The sequence below is a fragment of the Streptomyces sp. NPDC006923 genome (genome assembly GCF_040635655.1).
Lineage (GTDB): Bacteria > Actinomycetota > Actinomycetes > Streptomycetales > Streptomycetaceae > Streptomyces.
Genome location: NZ_JBEYIF010000005.1, coordinates 427,861 through 453,342, shown reverse-complemented (window position 1 = coordinate 453,342; position 25,482 = coordinate 427,861). Strand labels below are relative to the sequence as shown.

The 25,482-nt window shown below is 71.9% G+C and carries 25 protein-coding genes; 10 read left to right on the top strand and 15 right to left on the bottom strand.

Going from position 1 to position 25,482, the window contains the following annotated elements; translation table 11 throughout:
• Window positions 1-36 precede the first annotated feature (36 nt).
• From ABZ707_RS13075 to ABZ707_RS13065, 3 genes are all read right to left on the bottom strand, one after another.
• Window positions 37-714 carry a histone-like nucleoid-structuring protein Lsr2 gene (locus ABZ707_RS13075; RefSeq protein WP_360172375.1) on the bottom strand — a complete coding sequence of 226 codons (678 nt, stop codon included), beginning with the start codon at window positions 712-714 and terminating at the stop codon, window positions 37-39.
• Window positions 715-802: 88 nt separating this feature from the next.
• The gene (locus ABZ707_RS13070) at window positions 803-1,741 is read right to left on the bottom strand and encodes an LLM class F420-dependent oxidoreductase (protein ID WP_360172608.1); all 939 of its coding nucleotides are present in this window, start codon (window positions 1,739-1,741) and stop codon (window positions 803-805) included.
• A 2-nt stretch (window positions 1,742-1,743) separates the two neighbouring features.
• The gene (locus ABZ707_RS13065; protein WP_360172372.1) at window positions 1,744-2,529 is read right to left on the bottom strand and encodes an ABC transporter ATP-binding protein; all 786 of its coding nucleotides are present in this window, start codon (window positions 2,527-2,529) and stop codon (window positions 1,744-1,746) included.
• Window positions 2,530-2,795: 266 nt separating this feature from the next.
• On the opposite strand from ABZ707_RS13065, the gene ABZ707_RS13060 reads away from it, so the two are divergent.
• Window positions 2,796-3,821 (top strand): ABC transporter substrate-binding protein, encoded by a 1,026-nt coding sequence (locus ABZ707_RS13060; protein ID WP_360172369.1) that lies wholly within the window; start codon window positions 2,796-2,798, stop codon window positions 3,819-3,821.
• 151 nt (window positions 3,822-3,972) lie between these two features.
• On the top strand, window positions 3,973-4,722 hold the full coding sequence (locus tag ABZ707_RS13055; RefSeq protein ID WP_360172366.1) for an ABC transporter permease: 750 nt from the start codon (window positions 3,973-3,975) through the stop codon (window positions 4,720-4,722).
• Window positions 4,723-4,816: 94 nt separating this feature from the next.
• Here the strand turns inward: ABZ707_RS13055 and ABZ707_RS13050 are convergent, their stop codons facing one another.
• From ABZ707_RS13050 to ABZ707_RS13035, 4 genes are all read right to left on the bottom strand, one after another.
• A complete protein-coding gene (locus ABZ707_RS13050; RefSeq protein WP_360172605.1) occupies window positions 4,817-5,383 on the bottom strand; it encodes a class F sortase in 567 nt (188 codons plus the stop codon).
• Between the two features lie 156 nt (window positions 5,384-5,539).
• Entirely contained in the window at window positions 5,540-5,902 is a 363-nt protein-coding gene (locus tag ABZ707_RS13045) for a hypothetical protein (protein ID WP_360172363.1), read from the bottom strand.
• 123 nt (window positions 5,903-6,025) lie between these two features.
• Window positions 6,026-8,074 (bottom strand): HAMP domain-containing sensor histidine kinase, encoded by a 2,049-nt coding sequence (locus tag ABZ707_RS13040; RefSeq protein ID WP_360172360.1) that lies wholly within the window; start codon window positions 8,072-8,074, stop codon window positions 6,026-6,028.
• Window positions 8,061-8,789, bottom strand: coding sequence for a response regulator transcription factor (locus ABZ707_RS13035; RefSeq protein WP_360172602.1), 729 nt, complete (start codon window positions 8,787-8,789; stop codon window positions 8,061-8,063). Before ABZ707_RS13035 ends, ABZ707_RS13040 begins: the two co-directional genes overlap by 14 nt.
• A gap of 130 nt (window positions 8,790-8,919) precedes the next feature.
• Here ABZ707_RS13035 and ABZ707_RS13030 point away from each other — a divergent pair, with 130 nt between their 5' ends.
• Entirely contained in the window at window positions 8,920-9,312 is a 393-nt protein-coding gene (locus ABZ707_RS13030; protein ID WP_360172357.1) for a TraR/DksA C4-type zinc finger protein, read from the top strand.
• 10 nt (window positions 9,313-9,322) lie between these two features.
• Here ABZ707_RS13030 and ABZ707_RS13025 read toward each other — a convergent pair whose 3' ends face one another.
• On the bottom strand, window positions 9,323-10,084 hold the full coding sequence (locus ABZ707_RS13025; protein WP_360172354.1) for a VWA domain-containing protein: 762 nt from the start codon (window positions 10,082-10,084) through the stop codon (window positions 9,323-9,325).
• Between the two features lie 164 nt (window positions 10,085-10,248).
• On the opposite strand from ABZ707_RS13025, the gene ABZ707_RS13020 reads away from it, so the two are divergent.
• The 3 genes from ABZ707_RS13020 (at window position 10,249) to ABZ707_RS13010 (ending at window position 14,835) form a co-directional block, all read left to right on the top strand.
• Window positions 10,249-11,268, top strand: a complete 1,020-nt coding sequence (locus ABZ707_RS13020; RefSeq protein WP_360172351.1) for an LLM class flavin-dependent oxidoreductase — start codon at window positions 10,249-10,251, stop codon at window positions 11,266-11,268.
• 128 nt (window positions 11,269-11,396) lie between these two features.
• Complete coding sequence (locus tag ABZ707_RS13015) at window positions 11,397-11,771, top strand: trypco2 family protein (RefSeq protein WP_360172348.1); 375 nt, start codon at window positions 11,397-11,399, stop codon at window positions 11,769-11,771.
• On the top strand, window positions 11,761-14,835 hold the full coding sequence (locus tag ABZ707_RS13010) for a tetratricopeptide repeat protein (protein WP_360172344.1): 3,075 nt from the start codon (window positions 11,761-11,763) through the stop codon (window positions 14,833-14,835). Before ABZ707_RS13015 ends, ABZ707_RS13010 begins: the two co-directional genes overlap by 11 nt.
• Here ABZ707_RS13010 and ABZ707_RS13005 read toward each other — a convergent pair.
• Window positions 14,798-16,294 carry a helix-turn-helix domain-containing protein gene (locus tag ABZ707_RS13005; RefSeq protein WP_360172341.1) on the bottom strand — a complete coding sequence of 499 codons (1,497 nt, stop codon included), beginning with the start codon at window positions 16,292-16,294 and terminating at the stop codon, window positions 14,798-14,800. The genes ABZ707_RS13010 and ABZ707_RS13005 overlap by 38 nt on opposite strands.
• A gap of 177 nt (window positions 16,295-16,471) precedes the next feature.
• Here ABZ707_RS13005 and ABZ707_RS13000 point away from each other — a divergent pair, with 177 nt between their 5' ends.
• Complete coding sequence (locus ABZ707_RS13000; protein WP_360172338.1) at window positions 16,472-17,065, top strand: hypothetical protein; 594 nt, start codon at window positions 16,472-16,474, stop codon at window positions 17,063-17,065.
• Window positions 17,066-17,221: 156 nt separating this feature from the next.
• Here the strand turns inward: ABZ707_RS13000 and ABZ707_RS12995 are convergent, their stop codons facing one another.
• Window positions 17,222-17,431 (bottom strand): twin-arginine translocase TatA/TatE family subunit, encoded by a 210-nt coding sequence (locus ABZ707_RS12995; RefSeq protein ID WP_360172335.1) that lies wholly within the window; start codon window positions 17,429-17,431, stop codon window positions 17,222-17,224.
• Between the two features lie 157 nt (window positions 17,432-17,588).
• On the opposite strand from ABZ707_RS12995, the gene ABZ707_RS12990 reads away from it, so the two are divergent.
• Entirely contained in the window at window positions 17,589-18,599 is a 1,011-nt protein-coding gene (locus ABZ707_RS12990) for a sporulation protein (RefSeq protein ID WP_360172332.1), read from the top strand.
• Window positions 18,600-18,910: 311 nt separating this feature from the next.
• Entirely contained in the window at window positions 18,911-19,963 is a 1,053-nt protein-coding gene (locus tag ABZ707_RS12985) for an acyltransferase (protein WP_360172329.1), read from the top strand.
• 19 nt (window positions 19,964-19,982) lie between these two features.
• Here the strand turns inward: ABZ707_RS12985 and ABZ707_RS12980 are convergent, their stop codons facing one another.
• Genes ABZ707_RS12980 through ABZ707_RS12965 form a run of 4 tightly spaced genes read right to left on the bottom strand, consistent with a single transcriptional unit; the run spans window position 19,983 to window position 22,987 of the window.
• Window positions 19,983-20,726: an oxygenase MpaB family protein gene (locus ABZ707_RS12980; protein WP_360172326.1), complete on the bottom strand. Its 744-nt coding sequence runs from the start codon at window positions 20,724-20,726 to the stop codon at window positions 19,983-19,985.
• Window positions 20,723-21,970, bottom strand: a complete 1,248-nt coding sequence (locus tag ABZ707_RS12975; protein ID WP_360172323.1) for an MAB_1171c family putative transporter — start codon at window positions 21,968-21,970, stop codon at window positions 20,723-20,725. The genes ABZ707_RS12980 and ABZ707_RS12975 overlap by 4 nt, the downstream gene beginning before the upstream one ends.
• Window positions 21,963-22,469 (bottom strand): toxin, encoded by a 507-nt coding sequence (locus ABZ707_RS12970; RefSeq protein WP_360172320.1) that lies wholly within the window; start codon window positions 22,467-22,469, stop codon window positions 21,963-21,965. Before ABZ707_RS12970 ends, ABZ707_RS12975 begins: the two co-directional genes overlap by 8 nt.
• A gap of 53 nt (window positions 22,470-22,522) precedes the next feature.
• Complete coding sequence (locus ABZ707_RS12965) at window positions 22,523-22,987, bottom strand: helix-turn-helix transcriptional regulator (protein ID WP_360172317.1); 465 nt, start codon at window positions 22,985-22,987, stop codon at window positions 22,523-22,525.
• A 365-nt stretch (window positions 22,988-23,352) separates the two neighbouring features.
• On the opposite strand from ABZ707_RS12965, the gene ABZ707_RS12960 reads away from it, so the two are divergent.
• Window positions 23,353-24,501 carry a serine hydrolase domain-containing protein gene (locus ABZ707_RS12960; RefSeq protein ID WP_360172314.1) on the top strand — a complete coding sequence of 383 codons (1,149 nt, stop codon included), beginning with the start codon at window positions 23,353-23,355 and terminating at the stop codon, window positions 24,499-24,501.
• Window positions 24,502-24,729: 228 nt separating this feature from the next.
• Here the strand turns inward: ABZ707_RS12960 and ABZ707_RS12955 are convergent, their stop codons facing one another.
• Window positions 24,730-25,203 (bottom strand): SUKH-3 domain-containing protein, encoded by a 474-nt coding sequence (locus ABZ707_RS12955; protein ID WP_360172311.1) that lies wholly within the window; start codon window positions 25,201-25,203, stop codon window positions 24,730-24,732.
• Between the last annotated feature and the right edge of the window lie 279 nt (window positions 25,204-25,482).

The window sequence follows — 25,482 nt, the reverse complement described above, 5'->3', positions numbered from 1 at the left end:
GCTCGGACAGCACCCGGACGGGCGGTGCCCGTGGTGTCAGGCCGGGTTGGCGCGCTCCCAGGCTTCGCGGATCCCGGCGGCGACGCGACCGCGGTCGGGTACGTCGTAACCGTTGGCGCGTGCCCATCGCCGGACGGTGTCACTGGCGACGGGCGGTCTGGGCCGGGTATCCGGAGGTGGACTGAGGACGGGAAGGGAGGGGGTGAAGCCCCTCGCCTGCTCAAGGAGGTCCTTGGGGAAGGCGGGGACGGCTGTCTCTCCGCTCAGGACGGACGTCAGGAATGCGGTCAGGGTGCCGTCGAAGGTGAACCACCGGGGTCCGCGCGCTTCGTTCACGGCGATGCGCCAGGCGTCGGGGGCGTCCCTCGGGTCGGTGATCCAGAAGAGGTGTTCGCCGTTGTCCGTGCCGCCGACGGCGAGGAGGTCCCGGGGGTCGTACGGGACGGGGTGGGTGCCCTGGTCGTAGTCCCGCTGGAGCTGCGCCCGCAGCCGGCCCGGCACGGGTCCGGTGAGATCGGCGAATTCGGTGTGGCCGCGCGGGTGGTAGACGTGTATGTAGCCGGAGAAGACCCCGGGGCCGTAAACCGTCGCGAGCCGCTTGTAGTCCTCGGGAAGGCGCACGCCGAGGACGGCCTCCACCCCGGCCCAGTCGACAGGGCGAGGTGAGTCCTGAGGCGGCGGGCAGAGGTGTGTCAGCGCGGCGATGTCCCTCACCTGAGGCCAGTGGCGATGTCAGTCACGGGGATTCCTGTCCCCGCCCCGGCTGTCCGGGAGGTCCGCTCGATGGTGAACAGCGTGTCCGTCAGAGCTGCGGGAGCACCTCGCTCGCGATGAGCTCCAGGTGGTCGAGGTCGCTGAGGTCAATGAGCCGCAGATGGATCCGGCTCGCGCCGATCGCGGCGAACTCGCCCAGTCGCTGGACGAGTTGAGCCGGGGAGCCGACCACCGGATCCTCCGGCGGCAGCGCGCTCTTGACGTGCAGCGGAGCGGCCCGGCGCCGTGCCTCCTCGTCGGTACGGCCGATCGCGACCACCACACCGGCCGAGAGCACCAGCGGCGGCCTGCCGGTGCCGGCCCGGCCGGTCCGGTCGCACGCCTCGGCCACCCTCCCGTACGCCCGCGCCGTCTCCGCCACCGAGGTGAAGGGCATGTTGAACTCGTCGGCGTACCGGGCGGCCAGCTCCGGGGTGCGTGTGCGGCCACGGCCTCCGACGATGACCGGCGGCCCCGGCGTCTGGACCGGCTTGGGCAGGGCCGGCGCGTCGGTCAGCCGGTAGTGGTCGCCGTGGTGGCTGAAGCTCTCGCCGAGAGGTGTTTGCCACAGCCCCGTGATCACGGCGAGTTGTTCCTCCAGCCGGTCGAAGCGCTCCCCGAGGCCCGGGAACGGGATGCCGTACGCGGTGTGCTCCCGTTCGTACCAGCCGGCGCCGAGACCCAGCTCGACCCGTCCGCCGCTCATCCGGTCGACCTGCGCCACCGTCACGGCCAGCGGACCCGGCAGCCGGAAGGTGGCCGAGGTGACCAGGGTGCCCAGCCGGATCCGGGAGGTCTCCCTGGCGAGCGCGCCGAGCGTCACCCAGGCGTCGGTGGGACCGGGCAGCCCGGGACCGTCGCCCATCGCCCGGTAGTGGTCGGCCCGGAAGAAGCCCTCGAACCCGGCCGCCTCGACAAGCCGTACGAAGCGCGACTGGTCCTCGTAGTCGGCGCCCCGGTGCGGTTCGGTGAAGACGCAGATCCGCATGGTCATCGCCCGTCCGTCCGCACCGGCGCGGACCCGCTCGGCTCCATGAGCAGTTCATGCAGATCGGCGCTGAACCGGGCCACCTCGGCAAGATGCGCCGTACGGCCCGGCGTCCTCGGCCGCGGGATGTCGATGCCGACCACCTCGCGGATCCGGCCCGGTCGCGGGCTGAGCACCACCACCCGGTCGGCCAGCAGCACCGCCTCGTCGATCGCGTGGGTGACAAAGACGACGGTGGCGGCGTTCTCCCGGTGGATCCGCTGGAGTTCCACCGCGAGTTCGGCGCGGGTCAGCGCGTCGAGTGCGGAGAACGGCTCGTCCATGAGCAGCACCCGGGGCTCTCCCATCAGCGACCGGCACAGCGCGACACGCTGCTGCATACCGCCGGAGAGTTCGTGCGGCCGGTGCTTCTCGAAGCCGCCCAGCCCGGCCGTTTCCAGGAGCTGGTGGGCGCGTTGGCGGTGCTGGGACGTGTCCCAGCCGAAGATCTCCACGGGCAGCAGGACATTGTCGAGGACGGACCGCCACGGCAGCAGGGCCGGCCGCTGGAACAGCATGGCGACATCCCGCCGCGCGCCGGTGACGCGCTCGCCGCCGATGGTGATCACGCCCTCGGTGACCGGCAGCAGTCCGGCGATCAGCCGGAGCAGGGTGGACTTGCCGCATCCGGACCGGCCCACCACCGCGACGAACTCGCCCTCGGCGATGTGGAGATCGATGCCCTGGAGCGCCACTGTCGTACCGGACCGGCTGGTGAAGGTCCGGGACACACCGGTGAGTCCGATCATCCGGCGTCTCCCCCGTCCACACTGGCGATCAGCAATGCCGGTTGGTTCGTAACGCGCGGTCAGATTACCCGGACAGGGCCGCTCAGCGGTACCTCTCGTCCTGTCGGTGAATTCCGCGCACGCGGCCCGGCGCGGGCGCCGTTCTCGTACGCTGGTGCTCGCCTGAAGTGTCATGTACTCCGGCGGTTCCGTCACGCCGTTCTGTCTCGATGTCTCGACGACCCGTCCGCGTCACATCAGCGGCCGGAAAGGACGACACGGTGCACATGAACAGTTTCGCCCGTACGGTCGCCGCGGTGGCCCTGTCCACAACGCTGGCGCTGGTGTCGGGGTGCGGCGGGCCGGACTCCGACGAGGCCCCCGCCGCGGACGGCCCGGCGCTGGAGAAGATCACCTATCTGACCTCGTTCGGCAACTTCGGCCGGGATGCGTACGCCTGGGTCGCGAAGGACAAGGGTTTCTTCAAAGAGGCCGGTTTCGAGGTGGAGATCAGGCCGGGCCAGGGCACCGGCGGCTCCATCGCGGCCGTCGTGAGCGGCCAGGCGCACTTCGCCCCGACCGATCTGACGGGCGCCCTGCTGCAGATGGGCAGCGGCCAGGCGAAGGACTTCGTCGCGGTGGCCGCCGTCCAGCAGCGCACCATGGCCGCGATCGCCACCACGGAGGACCAGGGCATCGCCGCTCCCAAGGACCTTGAGGGCAAGCGGCTCGCCGACACGCCCGGCTCCGTCGTACGCAACCTCTTCCCGGCGTACGCCCGGCTGGCCGGGGTGGACGCCACCAAGGTGACCTGGGTCAACGGAGACGCGCAGACCCTCATGGGCACACTCGCCGGCGGCTCGGTGGACGGCATCGGCCAGTTCGTGGTCGGCAAGCCGACCGTCGAGGCGGTGACAAAGAAGAAGGCCGTCCTGCTGCCGTACAGCGAGGTGATCCCCGATCTCTACGGAAATGTGCTGATCACCTCGACAAAGATCGCCGAGGAGAAGCCGGAGATGGTGAAGCGCTTCACGGCCGCGCTGCTCAAGGGCCTGGAGTACAGCCTGGCCCATCCGGAGGAGGCCGGCGAGATCCTGCGGCGGAACGTGGACGCCGCCGACCCGGCCGCCGCGGCGGCGGAGCTGAAGCTGATGGCCGCGTATGTCAGGCCGGGCGGTTCGGGCGGGGTGATCGGGACGCTGGACTCCGGGCGGGTCGCGAAGACCGTCGCGGTCCTGCGGGAGGCGGACGCGCTGCCCCGGGACATCGCGCCCGAGGAGATCATCGACTTCGGCCTCGTGCCAAAAGCCTGATCACGCCGGTGGCCCTGGCGGAAGGAAGAGCCGGGCGCCCGGGGAGGATGGGATGAGCGAACTCTCGCCGCCGCGGCCGGCCCCCGCGGCGGCTCCGGAACCGGTGCCCGTGCCGCGATCCGGCCCACGCCGCGGGGCGGGAGCCGGTGCCGTGCTGCTGCCCTCGGCCGGGCTGCTGGTCGCGCTCGGCGTGTGGTGGCTGCTCACTTCGGTGCTGCGGGCGGTCCATCCGGTGGTGCTGCCGCCGCCCGGTGCCGTGCTCTCGGCGTTCACCGCGGCCCCGGGACGGTTCCTGGAGCACGCGGGCGACACCACGGTGGAGACGGTTGTCGGCTTCGTACTCTCCACCGTCTGCGGCGTTCTGATCGGACTGTCACTGGCCGGGTCGCGGATCCTGGAGCGGATGTTCACGCCGCTGCTGGTCGCCGTCAACGCGGTCCCGAAGATCGCGCTCGGGCCGCTGCTCGTGGGGGCGCTCGGCTGGGGCCGGACGCCGGTCCTGACCATGGTCTTCCTGCTCTGCTTCTTCCCGATCGTGCTCTCCACCGCGACCGGCCTCACCTCGACCCCGGCGGATCTCGCCGAACTGGCGCGCTCGCTGGACGCCTCACGCTGGCAGGCGTTCCGGAAGGTACGGCTGCCCGCCGCGCTGCCGCAGATCTTCGTCGGGCTGAAGGTCGCCATGCCGCTGGCCGCGATCGGCGCGGTCATCGGCGAGTTCCAGGCCGGTGAGAGCGGGCTGGGCTATCTGATCGTGCAGGCCGGCGGGGTCGGTGACACCGCCACCGCGTGGGCGGCGATCATCCTGATCGGGCTGATGAGCATCCTGCTGTACTTCGCGCTGGTGGCCATGGAACGGTTCGCGCTGCCCTGGGTCCGGGAGACCACCTCGCGCGGCTGACGCCGGTTGTCGGGTGCCGGCCGTTCGGTGCCGGTCGTTCGGTGCCGGCCGGCGGGTTCCGGAGCGCCGTGCCCGTCCGCTCGCTGCCGCCAGGTCAGTCCAGGGTCGCGTAGACGATGAGGTTGTTCACCGGGTGGCCCTGGGCGTCGAAGTCGCCGTCGCAGGTGATCAGTCGCAGGGCGTGGTCCTTGGTCGGGCCGTAGACCTTCGCGGTGGGAAACGCGTTCTTGCTGACGCTCTCGGTGCCCGTGACGGTGAAGTGCGCCGCTTCTCCCCGGTCGTTGGTCACGGTGATGTCCGCGCCCTCGGCGATCTTCTTGAGGTCGTGGAAGACGGCCTTGCCGAAGCGTGTGTCGTTGTGCCCGATGATGACGGCGGCGCCGGCCTCGCCGGGCACGGCGCCGCCGACGTACCAGCCGGCCGTCATGCCCTTCTCGGCCGGCGGGACCTCCACGGTGCTGTCCGCGTTGAGCCCGAGCTCCATCAGGGAGCTGCTGATCCCGATCGAGGGAATGGCGACCGTGACGGGGGCCGCCGTGCGCGTGGCCTCCGGAGTTCCGGGCGACACGGCGGCGGCGCGGGAGGCCGGGGCGCGGGAGGCCGCAGCGGCCGGGTCTGCGGGCGACGAGCAGCCGGTGAGCACGGTCAGGACCGCCGGCACGGCGAGAGCGAGGGCGAGGCGGGTCAGGGCCGGCACGGTGCCGAAGCGGCGTACCGGAGGGTGTGCGAGGGACACAACGGGCTCCAGGGCGGGGTGACGTGGCGGTGGCGCCGCCCGGCGAAGGACGGCGCCACCGTTGTGCGGGGCGGACGCCGGTCAGACGGTGTGCCGCTCGGCGGAGCGGCGGCGCAGGACGAGGGTGCCGGCGCCCGCGAGCAGCAGCACCCCGGCGGCCGAACCGATGAGAGCGGGGCTGCCGGAGTTTCCGGCCGGGGCCTCGCCCGCGGCGACACCGCCGCGCGGCGCGCTCTTGGCGGCTTCGGCCCTGGCCGCCTCGGCCTTCGCGGCTTCGGCCTTCCTCTTGTCGAGGGCCTTGTCACCCTCGGTGGACTGCGCGGCGGCCGACGGGACCGGCGACGGGGCCTGGTCTTCGGCGACGGCCGCGGCGGTCGGTACGAGCATCGCGCCGGCCGTGACGGCGGTCAGAACGGCGAGATGCAGGCGGAGATGGCGGGACATGTATCGCTCCAGTTCCAGCCCGGCCTTGGTGGTACCTGGATGCCGATTCGCACCAGGTTCCGGGCAGGGCTCAAGACTGGCGGCCACGTGTGAAGAAGCTGTCAGGACGTCATGGTCATCGCATCAGGGCCCGGCAGGGGGCTCGTCGGTGGCCTCGGCGCGCTCGTTCGCCGCGTCCGCCCCGGTCCCGCCCGGCGCGGGCAGCCGTACGGTGAAGACCGAGCCCCGCCCCTCGGTGCTCTCCACGTTCACCGTTCCGCCGTGGGCCTCCGTGAGCTTGAGGACGATGGCCAGGCCGAGGCCGCTGCCGCCGGTGGACCGGTTGCGGGACTTCTCCGCCCGCCAGAAACGGTCGAAGACATACGGGAGATCGTCCGCCGGGATACCGCTGCCGGTGTCGGCCACCTCGACGGCCACCTCGTCCCCGGCCTCGGTGACATACGCGCGCAGCGTCACCCGGCCACCGGGCGGCGTGTGGCGTACCGCGTTGGAGACCAGGTTGCTGACGGCCTGGCGCAGCCGGACCGGGTCGGCGTCGAGCGGCGGCGGCCTGCGGGTGCCCGGCGCCGCCGGGGCGAGCGCCAGGGTGACGCCCGCGGTCTCCGCCAGACCCTGGTGTGCCGCGGCGACCTGGCCGAGGAGATCGTCGACGCGTACCGGCTCCCGGTGCAGCCGCAGCGCGCCGACATCGGCCGCCCCGAGGTCCTGAAGGTCGTCGATGATGTGCTGAAGCTGCACGGCCTCCTCCAGGAGCGAGGAGACGAACGCCGGGTCCGGATCGGCCAGACCGTCCTGTGCCGCCTCCAGCCAGCCACGGATATTGCTCAGCGGAGTGCGCAGTTCGTGGGCGACGTCACTGACCATCACCTTGCGCTGCTCCTCCAGCCGGGCGCGGTGCGCGGCCATGTCGTTGAAGGCCGTCGCCAGCCGCCCGATCTCATTGTCCGAGCCGACCGGCACGGGCGCCGAGTCCAGGCCGTCCCGCATCCGCTGAGCGGCTCCGGTGAGCGCGTGCAGCGGCCGTACGAGCCGGGCCCCGGCGATCACCGAGGCGCCGACGGTCAGGGCGAGGACAAGGGCAGTGACCCCGACGATGCGCGCGGTGTTCGCCGGCGAGAGGTCGAAACCGGGCACGCTGACGGCGCCCGGGTCGTCGATGAACAGCAGCGCCGGCGCGGAGACATACGCCGTGAGCTGCTCGCGGCGGGCGCTGCCGACGCAGTTGGCGATGGCCCGGTCGTATCCGCTGCCGGCGGCCTCGGCCGCGCGGTCCGTGGCCGCTCGCCGCCCGGACGCCCCCGACTGGGCCGCGCGTTCCTCGGCCGCCCGCCGCGCGACCGCCCGCTCCCTGCTGATGTCGGGCACGGGCTCCGGGACCGGTTGGACGACCTCCCTGGGCAGCTGGCCGTACCCCCGGTCCCAGGACAGGTCCAGGTTGAGTTTCACGCCTTTCCGGCCCTGGCGTTCCAGACAGGCGTCGGCCAGTTGGTTGAGGGCGCGGAGGGCCTTCTTCTCGGTCGTGGTGGGGGCGTCCGACCCGGGTGCGAGGCACTTCAGTTCCAGGGGGCGTTCGGTGTCGTTGCCCACGTACTGGACATGGGGCCGCCCGCTCGGGCTCTCGACGACATCCGCGGCGATGCCCAGCGTGTTGAGGCACTCCACATTCGCGGCGGCGACCCGGCGCAGCTCCGTACGTTCCTTCCCCGGCAGCAGGAACGGCCCGACGGCGCGCGGATCCACCCGGTCCGCACCGGCCGCGCCGGCCTCGGGGACCAGCAGGGTGTCGACGGACAGCGGGTCGACCACCGCCGAGGCCACCGGCGGCAGCGGGACGGCGGACGAGGTGCCCGCGGCGGAGTCGGAGAGCGGGCGCCGGTCCTCGGTGGTCAGCGCGATCCGGCGCTGGGACCGCTTGGCCAGTGCTCGTACGGTGTCGTCGACACCCTCCCAGCTCGGATGGGTGGCCCCGTAACCGAGCAGGGTGTCGTAGATCTTGGCGTCGGAGCTGAGGTTCTGCCCCTGCTGCCGGCGGATCGCTCCGGAGGTCGTCTGTACGGCGAGCCAGGCGGTGGCGGCGACGGAGCACGAGGCCACCAGCACCGACACGATCAGCAGCCGGCCGTGCAGGCTCTTGCGGAGCGGCAGCCGCGCCCGCTTGTCAGGACGACGCACGAGGTTGGTCCTTCGCGGGGTCCGTCAGCTTGTAGCCGACGCCGAAAACGGTGAGCAGCCGGGCCGGCCGCCGGGGAGCGCGCTCGATCTTCTTGCGCAGATGCATGATGTGCACGTCGACGGTGCGGTCGCTGATGTACTTGTCGAAGCCGTGCAGCTCTTCCAGGAGCCGCTGTCTGGTGAAGACCCGGTCGGGCTCCGTCGCCATCGCGGCGAGGATGCGGAACTCGCCGGGCGTGCAGACGACCCGTGTGTCCCCGATCGTCACCTCGTGCCGGGCCGGATCGACCCTGAGGGCGCCCACCGACAGCACCTCGTCCTCGACTGCGGCGGGCACGGGCGCGGGCGCGGGGGCCGCGGTGCGCCGGTTGCGGCGCAGCAGCGTGCGTACCCGGGCCATCAGCTCACGAGGGCTGAACGGCTTGGTCATGTAGTCGTCGGCGCCGAGGTCCAGTCCGAGCAGCAGATCGTCCTCGGTACTGCGGGCCGTCAGCATCAGCACCGGCACCTCCCGGCCCTCGGCCCGCAGGATCCGCACCACGTCCAGGCCGTCGGTGCGGGGCATCATCACATCGAGGACGAGCAGGTCGGGCTCCCCGTGACGGACCTCCTCAAGAGCCGCGCGGCCGTCCTCGACGACCACGACCGCGTGTCCCTCGTGCTCCAGATAGCGGCGCACCAGTTCGGCCTGCTTCGCGTCGTCTTCGGCGACCATGATGTTTGCGCACACGCCGACGATCGTAGCGAGCACGGTTCGGTGCGGCCGGGCCCGTGGATCCGCGGTCCGGGAGCCGGGGCGTGGGAACGTACGGAATGCGGGCCGGGATGCCGGTGTTGTGATGCTTGTGAGTAATCCGCCCGATGATTCCGTTTTCCAGCCGCCCGAGCGTGCGTCCGTCCGCGCGCGGCTGACGGCGGAACAGGCCGACACCAGCGCGCAGATCGCGGCGCTGAGCCGGGACTACGACGCGATCGTCCAGGCGAACGCCCTGGTGGCGGTCGACGACGAGCACGACCCCGAGGGGTCGAGCACCGCCTTCGAGCGGGCGCATGTCGCCGCCCTGCTGGCGCGGGCGCGCGACCATCTGGCCGAGCTGGACCGGGCGCGGGAACGGCTGGAGCGAGGCGACTACGGACGGTGCGAGAGGTGCGGCGAGCCCATTCCGGCGGCACGCCTGGAGGCGCGCCCGGCGGCCGGCACCTGTGTCCGCTGCGCCTCGGACCGCGCCCGCCGCTGATCGGCGCGCCTCAGTCCCCGACGATGCCGGCGGCGCGTGCGGCGGACAGCCACAGCGGGAACTCCCGCAGCAACTGGTCGTACAGGTACGTGTCGGAATGGGCCTTCGGTGCGGCCCCGGCGGCGAAGAACCCGGCGTTGTCGACCACGCGCCGGCCGGGCACCGCCAGGTCGTCGAGCTTGCGCAGGAAGCGGAACTCGTCGTCGCCGAACCCGACGAACTGCCAGAAGATCGGCAGTTTCGCGGCCGTGCACAGCACCTGCTCGGCGGCGGCCCTGGAGGTGGGTGAGCCGTCGGTCTGGAAGACCACGAACGCCGGATCAGCGGCTCCGGATGCCTGGTAGTGGTCGATGACGGCCCGCATGGCGAGATGGTAGTTGGTACGTCCCATATGGCCCAGGGACTCGTGCAGCGGGCTGATCCGGTCCCGGTAGGCGTCGAGGCTGATCTCGGCGGTCCCGTCGATGTCCGTGGAGAAGAAGACGACCGGCACCACACCGTCGTCGTCGAGGTTGGCCGCCAGGGCGAGCGTCTGCTCCGCCAGGTGCTGCACGGAGCCGTCGCGGTAGTACGGACGCATGCTCCCGGAGCGGTCCAGAACGAGGTACACGGCGGCCCGCCGCCCGCCGACATCGTGCTTGGCCAACGAGATCGCGGCGGTCTTGTAGAGGCTGACCAGCCCGGGAGCCCGGGCGGCGACCTTCTCCAGGCTGATCGCGGCGGCGGGCGTGCCGCGGCCGGTGGCCGGGCGCTTGCGGTAGTCGATGGCCATGGGCAGTCATTGTCCTCCAACCGGCCTTCGGCGTCCGCTCTTCGGCCGACCGTTCGCGGTCACGGCGGAGCGGCTGTGCCGGGCCGCGCGGCCGTCACGGGACCTGACATCATCGGGACGGTCGGGTATGCGGCCGAGCATGCCGTGGACGATGGAGGAACCCCGTGCCGCTGACCTCGGAGCCGTTGCGGAAGCTGGGTTTTCTGACCATTGGGCTGTTCGACGAGGCCGACCCGCGGCAGGGGCACGAGTCGACACTGGAGATCGTCGAACTGGGTGAGCGGCTGGGCTTCGACAGCGCGTGGGTCCGGCACCGTCATCTGCAGTACGGCATCTCCTCCCCCGTCGCGGTCCTGGCGGCGGCGTCGCAGCGCACCAGCCGTATCGAGCTGGGCACCGCCGTCATCCCGCTGGGCTGGGAGAATCCGCTGCGGCTGGCCGAGGACCTGGCGACGGTCGACATCCTGTCCGGCGGCCGGCTCAATCCGGGCGTCAGTGTCGGTCCGCCGATGCACTACGACACCGTCAAGCAGGCCCTCCACCCCGACACCGCCGACGCCGAGGACTTCGGCTACGAACGGGTGCGGCGGCTGCTGGACTTCGTACGCGGCGAGCCCGCCACCGACTTCAGCGGGGTCGAGGGTTTCGAGGTCTTCTCCAACCGTGTCCAGCCGCACGCCGAGGGCCTGGGCCGCCGCATGTGGTACGGAGGCGCCAGCCTGCGGTCGGCGCGGTGGGCCGGTGAGCACGGAATGAACTTCCTGACCAGCAGTGTCGTCAAGGCCGAGGAGTCCGAGGACTTCGCCGAGATCCAGCTCTCGCACATCCGGACGTTCCGCGCCCACCACCCGGACGGCGACCGCGCCCGCGTCTCGCAGGGACTCGTCGTCATCCCGACCGACACCGCCACACCGGAGCAGCGCGCGAAGTACGACGCGTACGCCAGGAAGCGGCTGCCACGGACCGCCACACCGCAGGGCCCGGCGCGGATGATGTTCGCGCCCGATCTTGTCGGGCCCTCGGCGGAGATCGCCGAACGGCTCTACGCGCACGCCGCGTTCCGGGAGATCGACGAGGTCGCGTTCGCGCTGCCCTTCACCTTCGACCACGAGGACTATGTCCAGATCCTCACGGACATCGCCACCGCCCTGGGCCCGGCGCTGGGCTGGCGGCCCGCCGCCTGACTCCGGGCGCGCGACGCGTGTGACCGGTGTGCCCGTCCCGGGATTGGGGCGATACGGCACATGACGCGTCCCGCATGCCATCGAACCGGTCGGATCGTCGTGGCAATCCACCGACGGCCGGAGGTGTGATGGTGAATGATGTGGCGCAGCCCGGTGGGCGGCTGATCAGGCGAGTGGTGGGGGGCCTGCTTGTGGACGACGCGGTCGAACTGGCGGACATGATCTGGCAATTGCGCCAGGAACTGAGCCGCGCGATGTGGGCCGGTGAACACGCCGATCTGCGGTTCAGGGCCGAGCAGGTCGAGCTGGAGCTGACCGTGGCGGTGGAGCGGAGCCGCGAGCCCGGTGTGAAGGTCCGTTTCTGGGTGTTCGACGCCAACGCCACCGCGCGGCGGGCCGACATGGTCACTCAGCGGATCACCCTGACGCTCCAGCCGATACGCAGGGACCAGCCGGACCGCGCGGCGCTGATCTCGGGCGACGAACTGCCCGGTGAGGACTGACGGGGGCCGTGGCCGGACCAGGGTGGAGCAGCAGGTGAGGGCCCGGCAGAGCGACGGCGGACTGGACCCGCGCCGCATCGCCGAGGTGATCGTCGTCGACACCGCGGGTGGCCGGCGGCGCGGGTCCGGCTACCGGGTCACCGACACGGCGGTGCTCACGGCGGCGCATGTCGTGGCCGGCGCCGCCGGGGTGCGCGTGCGCTTCGACGCCGACCGGCCCGGCCAGTGGGCGGTGGCGGCGACGGTGGCCTGGTCCGACACCGGCACCGATGTGGCCGTCCTGACGTTCACACCGCCGCCGGGCGCCGCCGCCGTCACACCCGCGCGGTTCGGCCGTATCGGCGACGACCGTCATGCCGTCGTCCATGTGCACACCGCCGGGTTCCCGCTGTGGAAACAGCGGCCCCGTCCCGATGGCGGGCAGTTCCGGGAACTGCACCAGGCCGACGGGACCGTGGCCGCGCTGTCCAACCTGAGAACCGGCACCCTGGAGATCACCGTCGCACCGGCGGGCGCCGACCCGCAGCCGGGGGCGTCGCCCTGGGCCGGCATGTCGGGTGCGGCGGTGTGGGCCGGACGTCACATCGTCGGAGTGGTCGCCGAACACCACCGCTGGGAAGGATCCGGCCGGCTGACCGCCGCCCGGGTCGACCACACCCTGCGCCGGGTTGACGAGCCCCGTCGTGGGCAGTTGGTCAGTCTGTTGGCGATAACCGACCCGGGAGCGCTGCCGGACATGTCGGCGGTGCCGACCGGGGTCAGCTCACGGGGCCCGCTGGCGGCGGAGCCGGAGGCGGACAGGACGGGTGGTCGTATGGGTTCGGACGCGGGTCCCCGCCGGGGGAGTTCCAAGGTGATCGGGCTCCCGGTCACACACGGGCTCGAACTGTTCAAGGACCGCACGCGGCAACGCGAGTTGATCGGCCGGTATCTCTCCGACCCGGCCATCCGCATGGTGACCGTCACCGGACGGCGGGGCATCGGCAAGAGCGCGGTCGCTGCCAAGGTCATGGAGCTGCTGGAACGGGGCGAGTGGCCCGGTCACGCCCGGGCGCCGCTGCCGTCGGGGCTGGTCAATCTGAGCACCCGCACCTCGGGGGTCTCCCTGGAACGCCTCTACTTCGACTGCGCCCGACTGCTCGGCGCGGACAGCGAGACGCGGCTGCTCGGCGTCTGGGCCTCGAACCGGTCCCTGCACGAGAAGATCGGCGAGCTGTTCACCGCGATGGGAGACCGGCTCTTCGTCATCCTGGTGGACAACCTCGAAGACCGGCTCCAGGACGACGGCCGGCTCGACGACGAGGAACTCTCCACCTTCCTCGACTGTCTCTTCCGGGCCCGCTCCACCCCTCGGCTGCTGGTCACCTCGCAGGTGCCGTTACGGCTCGCACCGGAGCTGCGCCGTTTCGCCGCCGAGGTCGAGCTGTCCGAGGGGCTGCCGCCCGAGGAGGCCGTCACACTGCTGCGCGAGCTCGACCAGGACGGCAGCCTCGGTGTGGCGCGGCTGTCCGACGAGCAGTTGCTGCGGGCGGCGGTCCGGGTCCACGGAGTGCCGCGCGCACTGGAGTTGCTGGTCGGCGCCATGGCGGACGACACCCTGGCCCTGCCGACCCTCCAGGACGTACTGGAGGACTTCACCCTGCGCGGCGATGTGGTCGCGGGCCTCGCCCAGGACCGGTACAACCGGCTCGATCCCGGGAGCCGCTCCGTACTGAACCTCCTCGCGGCGCTGCGCACCCCTGCGCCCCGGGAGGCGATCGAATGGATCGTGGCCGGACTCGCCCCCGGCCTCGATGTCGCGGCTGCCCTGTCCCACCTGGTGCGGGTACGCATGCTGTCGGTGGACCGCGCCAGCCGCACCTTCGCGCTGCACCCGATGGACGCCGACCTCGCCTACGGCGAGATGCCGTGGTCCGGCGCGCTGGGCCGGCAGTCGGTGGAGCGGCGGGTCGCCGACTGGTACGCGCACATCGCCTCGCCGCGCACGGCCTGGCGGACCCTGGACGACCTCCAGCCGCAGCGGCGCGAGTTCGAGCACCGGTTGCGCGCCGAGGACTTCGACGAAGCCGCGATCGTCCTCGGTTCGATCAGCGAGTGGATGGTCTGGCAGGGCTCGGTGCTCGCGGTGATCTCCATGCATCTCGCCGTGGACGGACGGCTGAGCGACGAGCGGGCGCGCCTGGCCCATGTCGGTGGATACGGGCACGCCCGGCTCAGCGCGGGCCCGATGGCGCAGGCGGTCGGCCTCTTCACCGAGGCCGCCGAGCTGGCACGCCGCCTCGACGACCGACGCGGGCTGCAACACGCCGTTTTCGGTCTGGGTGACGCGCACCGGCAGTTGGGGGACCTCGACGCGGCGGTGGGTCCGTTGGCCCGGGCGGCCGATCTGGCCCACGAGATCGGTGACGCGGAGCGCGAGATCCACGCGATTCTGAGCCTCAGCCTCGCGCACAGCTCCCTCGGCGACGGAGCGGCGGCCCTCGCCGACGCCGACCGGCTGAGCGGCCTCGCGCGCGCCCATGGCGACCCGCTCGCCGAGGCCCGCTCCTGGAACGCGCGCACGACCGCGCTGCTGGTCCTGGGCCGCTGGGAGGAGACGATCGAGGCGGGCGCCAGGGCCGTCCGGGCGTACCGCGACGCGGGTGTGCGCGAGGCGATCAACTACGCGCTGAACGCCCAGGGGGTCTCGCTGATCGCCCTGGGCCGGCTCACGGAGGCGCTGGCCGCGCTGGAGGCGGCCCTCCAGGAGTCGTCGGAGATGGAGAATCCGCGCGCCGAGGGGGTCTGTCTCCACAACATGGCGTGGGCGTACTGGACCGACGGCCGGTTCGAGCGGGGGGCCGAGACCGCCGAGCGGGCGACGGTGTCGTTCCAGCTCGCCGGGGCGGCGGAAGTGGCGGCGGCGCGGGCGCTGGCCGAGGCGGCCCGCGCCCGGACGGCGCCGGACCCGCGGGCGGCCGCCGACGCGCTGGTCCGGGCCGCCGAAGCGGGCGGACACAACGCCGAGATGGTCAGCCCGGACTGGCTCACCGCGGAGGCGGAGCGGCTGCGGGCGGCGGACTGACGCGCCGGGTGCCCGGGCCGGCGGCGCCCGCCGCTGTCGCCGTCTCGCCGGTGTTGTCAGTGGCACCCGTGTCGCCTGTTTCACCGGTGTCGGGCGTCCCCGACGAGGCCGTGGTCCCGGCCGGGATCCAGCGGCGCGCTCCGGTGTCGTAGTCGTAGGCGGGCCGCCCCCGGTGGCCGCTCGTGCGGAACGGCTGTCCGTTGTCGTCGACGCGTACGACACCGGTGCGCCGGCCGCTGCTCCACTCCAGCTCCAGATACCAGTCGCAGTCGCAGTCGGCCGTGCGGCCGGTGAACAGCAGGACCTCGGGGTCCTTGGCGGACACCCGGTACGGGAAGGAGACGGCGGGAATCGGCTCGCCGGAGTCGTTGCCCGCCCGGGAGTGGGCGACCGGCCGGGGCTGGTCGAGATCGATGTCGAAGAGCCGGGGCGTGAGGGCGCCGCCGCAGCCGTTGTTCATGGTGTAGACGTTGTACGCCAGTGGCGTCCGCCGCGCGACGACCCTGACATGGACGGCCTGGAGCACAACGGCGGTGTCACTCCTGCCCTGCACGGTGATCCGCACCCGGGTGTCGCCCGCGTGCACCGCGCCGACGGACCGGGCCCAGGGCTCGGCGTCGGACTCGGTGGGCGGCGGAGGTACGGCCGACGGGCCGCCCTTGACGAGATAGGCGTGCCCGCAACCACCCAGCCACACATGCTGGTTGACGCTCCAGGTGAGCGGGGTGCCGGTGCCGTGGGAGTCCGGTGCCCCGGTCGGCGCGGCGGACTTCGTACCGGGACGGGGCGAGCCCTGGCCGCCGGAGCGGCCCGTACCGGTCGGCGAGGCCGTGGGGGTGGATGGCGCCCCGGAGGTGGTGAGCGCGCGCGGCGCGGGGCTCTCACCCGGCGGCGGTGCGGTGTCCGTACCGCTGTCGCCGTTCCGCTGTCCGGTGGCGCGGTCCCCGTCGGCCGGGGCGAAGGGTGACTGGTCGAAGGCCAGGACCAGGGCGATCGCCAGGACCGTCGCGGCCAGGGTCGCGGCGGCGGAGTAGCCCGTGCGCCGGACGACCCACCGGCGGACCAGGCTTCGCGCCCTCTCCGACCGGGAAGCCGCGGCGGCGCGCTCCGGGGCCGTTGCCGCCGTGGCCGCCGTGCCCGTGGCGACCGTGGCCGCTGTCTCCGCCGGGCCCGCCGTACTCGCGCCGCCCTCCTGGCGCCGCTGGCGTTCCGCGTCCGCGCGCACCCACAGGCGGTGCAGCGAGAGCACTTCCTCGCTTCCGCGTCCGCAGAGCCGCGCCAGCCGTTCGACCGGTGCGAACTCCATCGGCACCGTGCTGCCCGAGCAGTACCGGTGCAGTGTCGACGCGCTGACCCCGATCCGGCGCGCCAGCGCACCGTAACTGCGGCCCGAGCCGTCCCGGATCTCGCGCAGCCGCCGCGCGAACTCCTCGGAATCGGTCTCCCCCGGTGTGCCCACGCCTCTCAGCTCCCCCCGGCCGTCGCGGGACGGCGTTCCACCCCGCTGAAGACTCCCACGTCAAAAGGGGTGGAATGGTTCCACCGTGCCACGGGGGTCTCAGCCGCTTGCGGCCGTCCCACGGCCCGTCAAAGCTGGTGATTGTTCGACCGATCACGACAACGGGGAAGCACTTCCATGAAAACGCTCCGCGCTGCCGCGCTGACCACCGCGGCCTCCTGCATGACCATCGTTTCGATCACCGCGGCCGCCGCCGCTCCCGTGGCGCCGGCCTTTCTGTCGGCGTCTCAGCTGCCGGCCGCGAGCACACCGTGGCAGGCCGACCCGGTGCGGCCCGGCGTGGCCGCCGACTTCTGCACCCGGGGCGTCGCGCCCGAGTCGGGCAGCAGGCACCGTGAGTTCAGGACGGACCTGGACACCACGGCCCGGCAGACAATCACGGTCGCCGTCAGCGAGTCCAGGGCGAACGCTCTGGCCGCGAAGCTCCGCGCCTCGGTCGAGAGCTGTCTCGACCGGCTCAAGGAGCAGTACCCGACGCTGGAGGGCGAGGCCTTCCACCACGGCCGGATCAATGTCGAGGAGGGCGCCCATGTCTACAGCATTGACACCTCCGACACCGAGATCGGCTCCACCGACATCTCGCTCTACTCGGTCGGGCGGGACGGCAGGGCCGTGACGGTGATCGTGTGGGGCCGGCTCGGCGACCTGGAGGGCGCGCCGCTGGAAGGCTTCAAGAAGACCACGCGCACGGCGGTCGCCAAGCTCTACTGAGCCGGCCACTGGGCCTGGGCCAGAGGACTGTCCGTCGGTACGCGTCAGCGCCCGGCGGGCATATCGGGGGAGCGAGCGGGCCCCGGGCCGGATCATCCGGTCCGGGGTCCGCTCACGTCGTCCGCCGGCCGGCCCGGCGGAGGCCCACCGCGCGGGTCACGGGCCGTCGTGCCGGTCGACCGTGGTGCCGCGGATGACCCGGCCGTCCGACGGCCGAGTGTCGTCGCCGTCCTTCAGCGCCCTGGTTTCGCTCTTCAGGATGCGGGCCGCCTTGCCCGCGCCCCGGACCAGCTCCGGGAGTTTCTTCGCTCCCAGCACCACCACGACCACGATGAGGAGCACACCGATTTCGCTTATCCCGAACACTGGTTCCGCTCTCTCCCGTGACGCGCCAAGACCATGGCTGGAAGCGTGAATCTACAGGACTGTAGAGTTCGCCGTGATGGGTCTGGGACGCCGCAGCCGTGGTCAACAAGCTTTCCCAGCAGACGAGATGGCCATCAAGTGAAGGAGTGAACGCCTCGTGGTGTTCAGGAAGCTGCTCGGAGCTCTGGGAGTCGGCGGTCCCTCCGTCGACACCGTGCTGCACACCTCCCCGGCAGTCCCGGGCGGCCAACTCGCCGGGCAGGTCCGCCTCAGAGGCGGCACGACCGACGCGGACATCGAACGCATCACCCTGGATCTGGTCGCCCGCGTCGAGGCCGAGGGCCAGGACGGGGAGGCCGAGGGCACGGTGGTCTTCGACCGCGTCACCGTGGGCGGTGGATTCCGCCTCGCAAAGGACGAGGAGCGCACCGTCGACTTCCGTACGGCACTGCCGTGGGAGACACCGGTCACCCAGCTCCACGGCCAGCACCTCGGCGTCGTCCTCGGTGTGCGGACCGAGCTCGCGGTGTCCGGCGCGAAGGACAAGGGCGACCTCGATCCGCTCCAGGTGGAGCCCCTGCCGGTGCAGGAGGCCGTGCTGGAGGCGTTCGGGCAGCTCGGTTACGCCTTCACTTCCGCCGACCTCGAACTGGGCCGCATCGGCCACACCGGCCAGCGGCTGCCGTTCTACCAGGAGATCGAGCTGACTCCGCCGCCCCGGTACGCGGGTGCCATGAGCCAGATCGAGGTGACGTTCCTCGCCACCGCCGAGGGCATGGAGGTCGTCCTGGAGGCGGACAAGCGCGGCGGGCTGTTCTCCGGCGGCCATGACGCCCTCACTCGTTTCACCGTCACCCACCACCAGGTCGCCGGCACCGACTGGAACGCCGAAGTCGAGTCCTGGGTGGAGCAGTTGATCGGACACCGCGCCGGTTACCACGCCGACCCGTACGGCGCCTCCTACGGGCACGGCCCGAGCGGGCACGGTTCGGACGGGCATCACGGCGGCAAGCACCACTCGGGTCCCGGGACGGGCGCCGTCGTCGCCGGAGTCGCGGCGGGCGCGGCCGTCGGTGTCGTCGGCGGCATGGTGGCCGCCGAGATCGTCGACGAGATCGGTGACGCGTTCGAAGACGCCGACGACGGGGACGAGGGCGGCGAGGACTGACGCCCGGCCGGGCCGGCTTCCCCGCGCCCTCTCGCGTCCGGCACCGCGCCGGGGCTATCTGAGTTTTGTATGAAGAGTCGCGTGCGGAGCGGGAACGCGGGCACCGGCCCAGAATGGATGGCACTCGCACGACGGACGCGCCAGAGACGGAAAGACATGTCCTGACGGATGCCGTAAGACCGCTCGACCGGACCGGTCACGACCGGGCGCCGGGAAGCACGGGCACCGGATCACCGGCGGCGGCCGGCAGTCATTTGCCGGACGGACGTGGTTTTCCCTCGGCGCTGCGGACCGGGGGCCGGGTCCGGGGTGTGGACGGGCTGCGGACTCTCGCCGTGCTGCTGGTGCTGGTGTACCACCAGGCCCCGGAGTGGGTGCCCGGCGGCGCCCTCGGAGTCGATGTCTTCTTCACCATCAGCGGTTTTGTGATCACACGGCTGCTGCTCGCCGAGTACGCGCGCACCGGCGATGTCGCCATGCGGTCGTTCTACTGGCGGCGCTGGCTGCGGCTGGTCCCCGCCCTGTTCACCGTCTGCGCGCTGTGTGCCGTCCTGGCCTTCACCCGGCTGCCGGGGTTCGACGGCGCCTGGCCGTCCATCGCGCTGTCCGCCGTCTTCGTGGTGAATATCGTGCGCGCGGCGCAGCCCGGCGTCTTCTCCGACACCACGGCCCTGCTGGGACACACCTGGTCGCTGGGTGTGGAGGAGCAGTTCTATCTGCTGTGGCCGCCTCTCGTACGGGTGCTGCTGCGCCGGGTCCGGCCACGGACGGTGCTGATCTGGACCCTGGTGCTGTGCCTGCTGCCGGTCCTCTGGCGCTTCGCGCTGTGGAGTCCGACCGCCGCGCACCGCGTCTACAACGGCACCGACACCCGCGCCGACCAACTGCTCGCCGGAGCACTGCTGGCGGTGGTCGTGGCCCGGCTGCGCGCGGGAGACCCCCGGCTGGAGGCACTGCGCCGCTGGTCGGGCCGGCTGGCCTGGCCCGCTCTGCTGATACTCGCGCTGATCGCCTGGCAGGTGCCGATGACCGGCACCAACTCCTGGACCGCGGCCTGGTACACCGTCGGGTTCCTGGTGGCCGCCGTGCTGTCGGCCACACTGGTGGCCTCGCTCGAACTCCGGCCGCGCGCGCTGCTCTCCCGGGCGCTGTCCGTGGCGCCGCTCGCCTGGACCGGCCGCAATCTCAGTTACGGCCTCTATCTGTGGCACTACCCGCTGGGCCGGCTGCTGCACGATCTGGGAGTCGACAGGGGGCTGCTGCCGGCCACGCTCGTGGCCAGCTTCGCGGCGGCCCTCGCCTCGTACTATCTGGTCGAACGGCCTCTGACCAGGCGTAAGCGTCGGCGCCCAACGGCCCGCTGACGGCCGGCCGGCGGTGTGGTCAGGCCGCCGCACCGCCTGCGGAAGCACGTCGACGGGAGCGTGCCCGGGCCCGTAGCGCGCAGGTCACCAGAGCGCGCACCGGCGCGGGCGGGCGGCGCACCTCCAGGGCCGTACGCAGCGGCTGGTCCAGCAGCGAAGCGGCCACCGCCGGGGCGAGCGCGGCGAGCGGCGCGGGCAGTCTGGCCGCCAGCAGGCCGTTGCTGGTGGCCGCCCAGAGCGCGCGCCCCTCCTCGCTCGGGGCGAAGGCACGGCTCTCGTAGTCACGCATCCAGCTTTCGACCCCGGCCAGTCCCCCGCCCGGGGGCGGGGGCAGTCCGAGGGCGTCCGACAGGCTCAACTGGAAGGCGTACGCGGCGTCCCGCTCCTCCTCCGTGGCCGTCCGGTGTCCGTGCGCGTCGACGAACCGCAGCGGGCACACGGTGAAGCAGGACAGGACGTACCGCATCAGCTCGGGCGTGATGCCGGGCCGGTCGTGGACCCGGCGCAGCCCCTCGACGTGCCGCCGCCCTTCGGGACTGTCCACGCCCTGTCCGATCAGGGCGAACATCGCCACCCCGGTCGCCTTGGCCCGCAGGCGCGGCTCGTTCGTCATCCGTCCCGTGCCGTGCAGTACCCGGGCGATCTCCGGAACGCCGAAGGTGCGGACAAAGCCCAGGGTGAGTCCCACCCGGGACTCCTCCGGCATCGTCTCCAGGACGAGCCGGGCGAAGGCGCGGTGCGTGCCGCGCGTCGGGACCGTCATCGGGCCGCGGTGGCGACGGCCAGGGCCTCGCCGGTCAGGGGCGCGTACAGGTAGTGGGCGACCCGTACGAGATGGGCCCGTTCCTCGGCCGGTTCCGCGTCCAGGCCGGGCAGCGGGGTCTGGTCCTCGCGGGGGCGCGGCGGAATCCCGGTGTCCAGTGCGCCGGCGGCGAACCGCAGCGCGGCGGCCACGGTCAGCGCGGCCCGGTCCGGGTCGTCCAGACCGGCCCGTTCGGCGATCCGGCCGGCGGCGGTGACGACGGCGGGGTCGACCCAGGGGCGCAGCGTCAACTGACCGTCACGTATCTCCAGTCCACGCCGGGCCGTACGCCACTCCAGGTCCCGGAAGGCCAGTCGCTCGGTCCAGGCCGACGGGGGCGCTTCCAGCGCGAGGCGCCGGTCCGCCCGGTACACCAGGTCCCACAGCGGACGCAGGGCCTGGTAGTCCTGGCGGCGGCGGGTCCACGCGGCGGCGGCAGGTCCGGCGAAGCCCGCGGTGATGAGCACCGCCCCGAGCGCGGCGAAACCGGGGCCGAGCGCGGTGCTCAGCCACTCCACCCCGCCGACCTCGGCGAAGGCCGCGCCGATCGCGATGAGCTTGCAGACGACATAGCCGCAGGCGACGAACCCGCCGACGGCGATCAGCCGGATACCGCGCCGCAGCCAGCCGGACGGCAGCCGGGAGGCGTGCCCGAGGCACACCCGGCTGATGTCGGTCAGCGCGAAGCCGAACAGCGCCTGGTAGAGCACCAGGAAGACCGCGATCTCCGGAATCGTGGCGAAGGTGGTGTCAAAGGTGAGGGGGGTCTCCGGGCTGTCGGCGCCCCCGGTGAAGAACAGGACGATCATCACCGGGACCAGCACGGCGAAGACCGCGAGGCGCCGCCGGGCCTGGCGCCAGGTGTCCGCGGTGGCCCCGTCCCACACCTGCGCGTTGGCACGTTCCTTCGGCGGCGTCCACATACGGGCCAGCACCACGGTGGCGGCGGAGAAGGCCGTGATGCCGAGGTAGACCAGCAGGGTCGCCAGATTGCCGCGGTGCGCGATCCGGTCGATCAGCCGGTACAGCACCGGCGCGGCCATCAGGAACGCGGTCGCCGGGGCCGAGATGACCAGGGCGACCACCAGCAGGCCGGAGGACGGGTCCCGGCGCCAGGCGCGGATCTTCAGTCCGGCCACGGTCCAGGCCACCGCGCCGATACCGAGGTAGACGAGGTCGTACAGCCTGTCGGGTACGTCAGACATGCTGTCCCTTACGGTGCTCCAGCGCGGGGGCGAGCTGGGACGTGGTCCCGGCCCCGGGCGCCAGCACGAGTATGCGTGTCAGCTCGGCCCCCAGGATCTCGGCTTCCTCTTCCGCCGCGCCATCGTAGTGGGAGCGGCCGAGGACCAGCCGGATCATGTCGGGGTCGAGGGTGGGTAATTCCACCTGGGCCGTCTCCTCGTCGGCGGCCGGAGCCTCGGCCAGGTGTCCGCACAGGAGATGCGCCAGCTCGTGGCAGATGATGTGGGCCTGGTGCAGGCCCGAGGTCTCCTGCTCGAAATAGATCACGTCGGAGTCCGCGCGGCGCTCGACGAACCCCGAGGGCTCGCCCACCCGCATCCGGCGCGGCACCAGCCGGACGGGACGCCCGGCCCGGTCGGCGACCGCCGCGCACAACTCCTCCACGGTGCTCATCTGCGGAAGATCCAGCTCTCTGGCCATGGCCCGCATCCGGCGGCGGGTACGTCCAAGATCTCGCACGTTCTCCCCATCAGCCGGTCGCCAGTGCCCCAACGGCGTCTGCCGGTGGTCGGTCACCCGTCGGTTCGGCCGTCGGGCAGTCCGACCGCCTTTCGCAGTTGTTCCACCACGGTGAGGGCCGCGTCCTGCATCTCGGGGGGCAGGCCGGCCGCGCGCATCGCGATGCGTTCCACCCGGGCGTCCCGCAGTGCCTCGATCTTCCGCAGGTCCCGCTCGACTGCCTGGGCGGTGGCGGAGTCGCTGAAGTAGTCCAGCGGAATGCCGAAGAACTTGGCGATCTTCACCGCGTTTTCGAGGCTGGGCTTCTGCGTGCCCTTGCGGAGGTTGCCGATGTAGGTGCCGCTCAGGCCGGTCCCCTCAGCGATCTCCGAGTCGCGCCAGGGACGGCCGAGGTCCTTCGGATAGATCACCGAGATCACGCGCCGGAAACGGGCCGCGAAGTCCAGGGAGTCCGGCGGCTCCCCGTCTTCGCCGGGTCGAGGAGCCGACGCTTCTGGGTGTGGAGAATCGGAGGCCATGAGCCGGATCATAGAACTCTTCGGTTGCCGACGGGGATCCCGCCGGCCCACCTATATGCACGATTGTTTCGAATAAAACGACCAAAAGGTGCATCGCGCGCGGAACCTCTGCCGATTAACCAGCAGGCAATCAACGATAGTTGACTTACGCTCAGGTCAAGTAGAGGATCGACAACGTCGGCGCACGCACCTCGTGACAGCTCCACAACGGTGCGCGGCTCCGAAGGCGCAGGGCGCCGCTGCCCCACGGGGGTGGGCAACAGTGCCCCGCGCCACGGTTTCCCCGGCGGTGCGCGGACGGACGGATGCCCACCCACGGGAGTGTGTGGTCCTCCTTCCGGCCGCCCGCTTGAGAAGGTGGGCCGGTGACCAATCTGCGCGACACCCTGGCGAAGCACGTCGACGAGGGTCCGGTGCCGGGCGCGGTGGGCCTGGTGGCTCGCGGCGACCGCGTCGAGGTGCGGGCCGTCGGCTCGGCCGATGCCGACGGCACGTCTCCCATGGCCCGAGACACGATCTTCCGGATCGCGTCGATCACCAAACCCATCACCGCCGCCGCGGCGATGATGCTGGTCGACGACGGCCGGATCGCGCTGGACGACCCGGTCGGGCGGTGGCTGCCGGAGCTGGCGTCACCGGTTGTCGTCCGTACGCCGGCCGGGCCGGTGGACGACGTGGTGCCGGCCGCCGGGCCGATCACCGTGCTCGAACTGCTCACCTCCCGTGCCGGGTACGGCTTCCCGGCCGACTTCTCGCTTCCCGCCACCGAGTTGTTGTTCAGCGCACTGGGACAGGGATCGCCGCAGCCGCAGCTTGTCGCGGCGCCCGACGCGTGGATGGCGGCGCTGTCCCGCATTCCGCTGCTGCACCAGCCCGGCGACGGCTGGCTGTACAACACCTGCTCGGACATCCTCGGGGTACTGATCGCCAGGGTCGCCGGGCGTCCGCTGCCCGAGTTCCTCGCCGAGCGGCTGTTCACCCCACTCGGCATGACCGACACAGGATTCGAGGTACCGGCGGCCAAACTCGACCGGTTCACCAGCTTCTACCGGCCCGGCCCGGCGGACGGCCCCGAGCTGGTCGACGCTCCCGAGGGCCAGTGGAGCAGCCTGCCCGCGTTCCCGTCCGGAGCCGGCGGGCTGGTGTCGACCGTCGACGACTGGCACGCCTTCGCCCGGATGCTGCTCGCCGGGGGCACCGCCGGCGGCCACCGGCTGCTGTCGGCGGATTCGGTACGGCGGATGACCACCGATCACCTCACCCGGTCGCAGCGCGCCGCCGGGGCGCTGTTCCTGGAGGGCCAGGGCTGGGGCTTCGGCGGCTCGGTCGACGTCGAGGTCATCGATCCCTGGAATGTGCCGGGCCGCTACGGCTGGGTCGGCGGCACCGGCACGACGGCACACATCACCCCGTCCACCGGCGCGGTCGCCATCCTGCTCAGTCAGCTCGCCATGACCGGGCCGACCCCGCCCACCCTGATGCGGGACTTCTGGCGGTACGCGGCCGACGCGTGAGGCGGCCCGGGACCGGGCTGGGCCTTGGCCCACGGGCTACGGGCTACGGGCTACGGGCTACGGGCTACGGGCTACGGGCTACGGGCATGGTCCTTGTGCCGGCCGCGCCCCCGCGCCCCGCTCGGCCGGCGGAGGCGCCCGCGCGTCAAGACGTTCATGCGTCAAGGACGTCGACGCCAAGTGCCATGAGCAGCGCGGACTCGGCGCGGTATCCGCCCCGGAAGGAGATCAGACATAGTAGTCGTCCGCATCGTCCTGGTCGCCCGTCATAAGACTGGAGAGCGCCTGAGCTGCGTTCGCACCGAGGTAATAAGGTCCGGTGTGGTGGAGATAGAAGAATCGGCCCAATCCATCCAGGAGCACAATTCCGTTCTCACCGGCTTCGTATCCCACTGGAAAGAGGTCCTGTCCGAGCAGCTCGGCGAGCTCCGCGATGTCTTCCGCGTCGCCCTCGTAGCCGAACGACGGATCGGCCCTGAAAACCCTGTCCCCGGACTTGGGTACGGGAAAGTCAAGCGATACGTAGGAGCGGACGAAGCGCAACACCTCGTCCCACGGCCTCAGTGGAAAGCCCTGGCGGGCAGAGCTGTCCACCCGCCATTGAACGCGCCGGTCCGCTTCAGCCGTCTCCTCGCGGCCAGGGAACCATCCGTTGGTCCGCAGCCAAAGGTCCACGTCCTCGGCAGGGGCGGGCGGTCTCATGTTCCTCATCTCTGCTCCGCGCGGTGTCCGATGAATGGCCCGCGCGACTCGACAGGCAGCCCATCGAAGAAATCCCGCACGGCAGGATGAAGATTCAGCCGTTCATCACCACTGAGATTGGTATGGCCGACCACTCCCCCTATCACTCCCCAGGTAGTAGGCACCGGTATGGTGATGAGATCCAGCAATGTGTCAGCCCAGTCCGGCACCGTGACAGCCACGCCCAACCCCCCGTACGCACAAGCGCGTTCGCCGCGTACCACCGCGAACACCCCGACA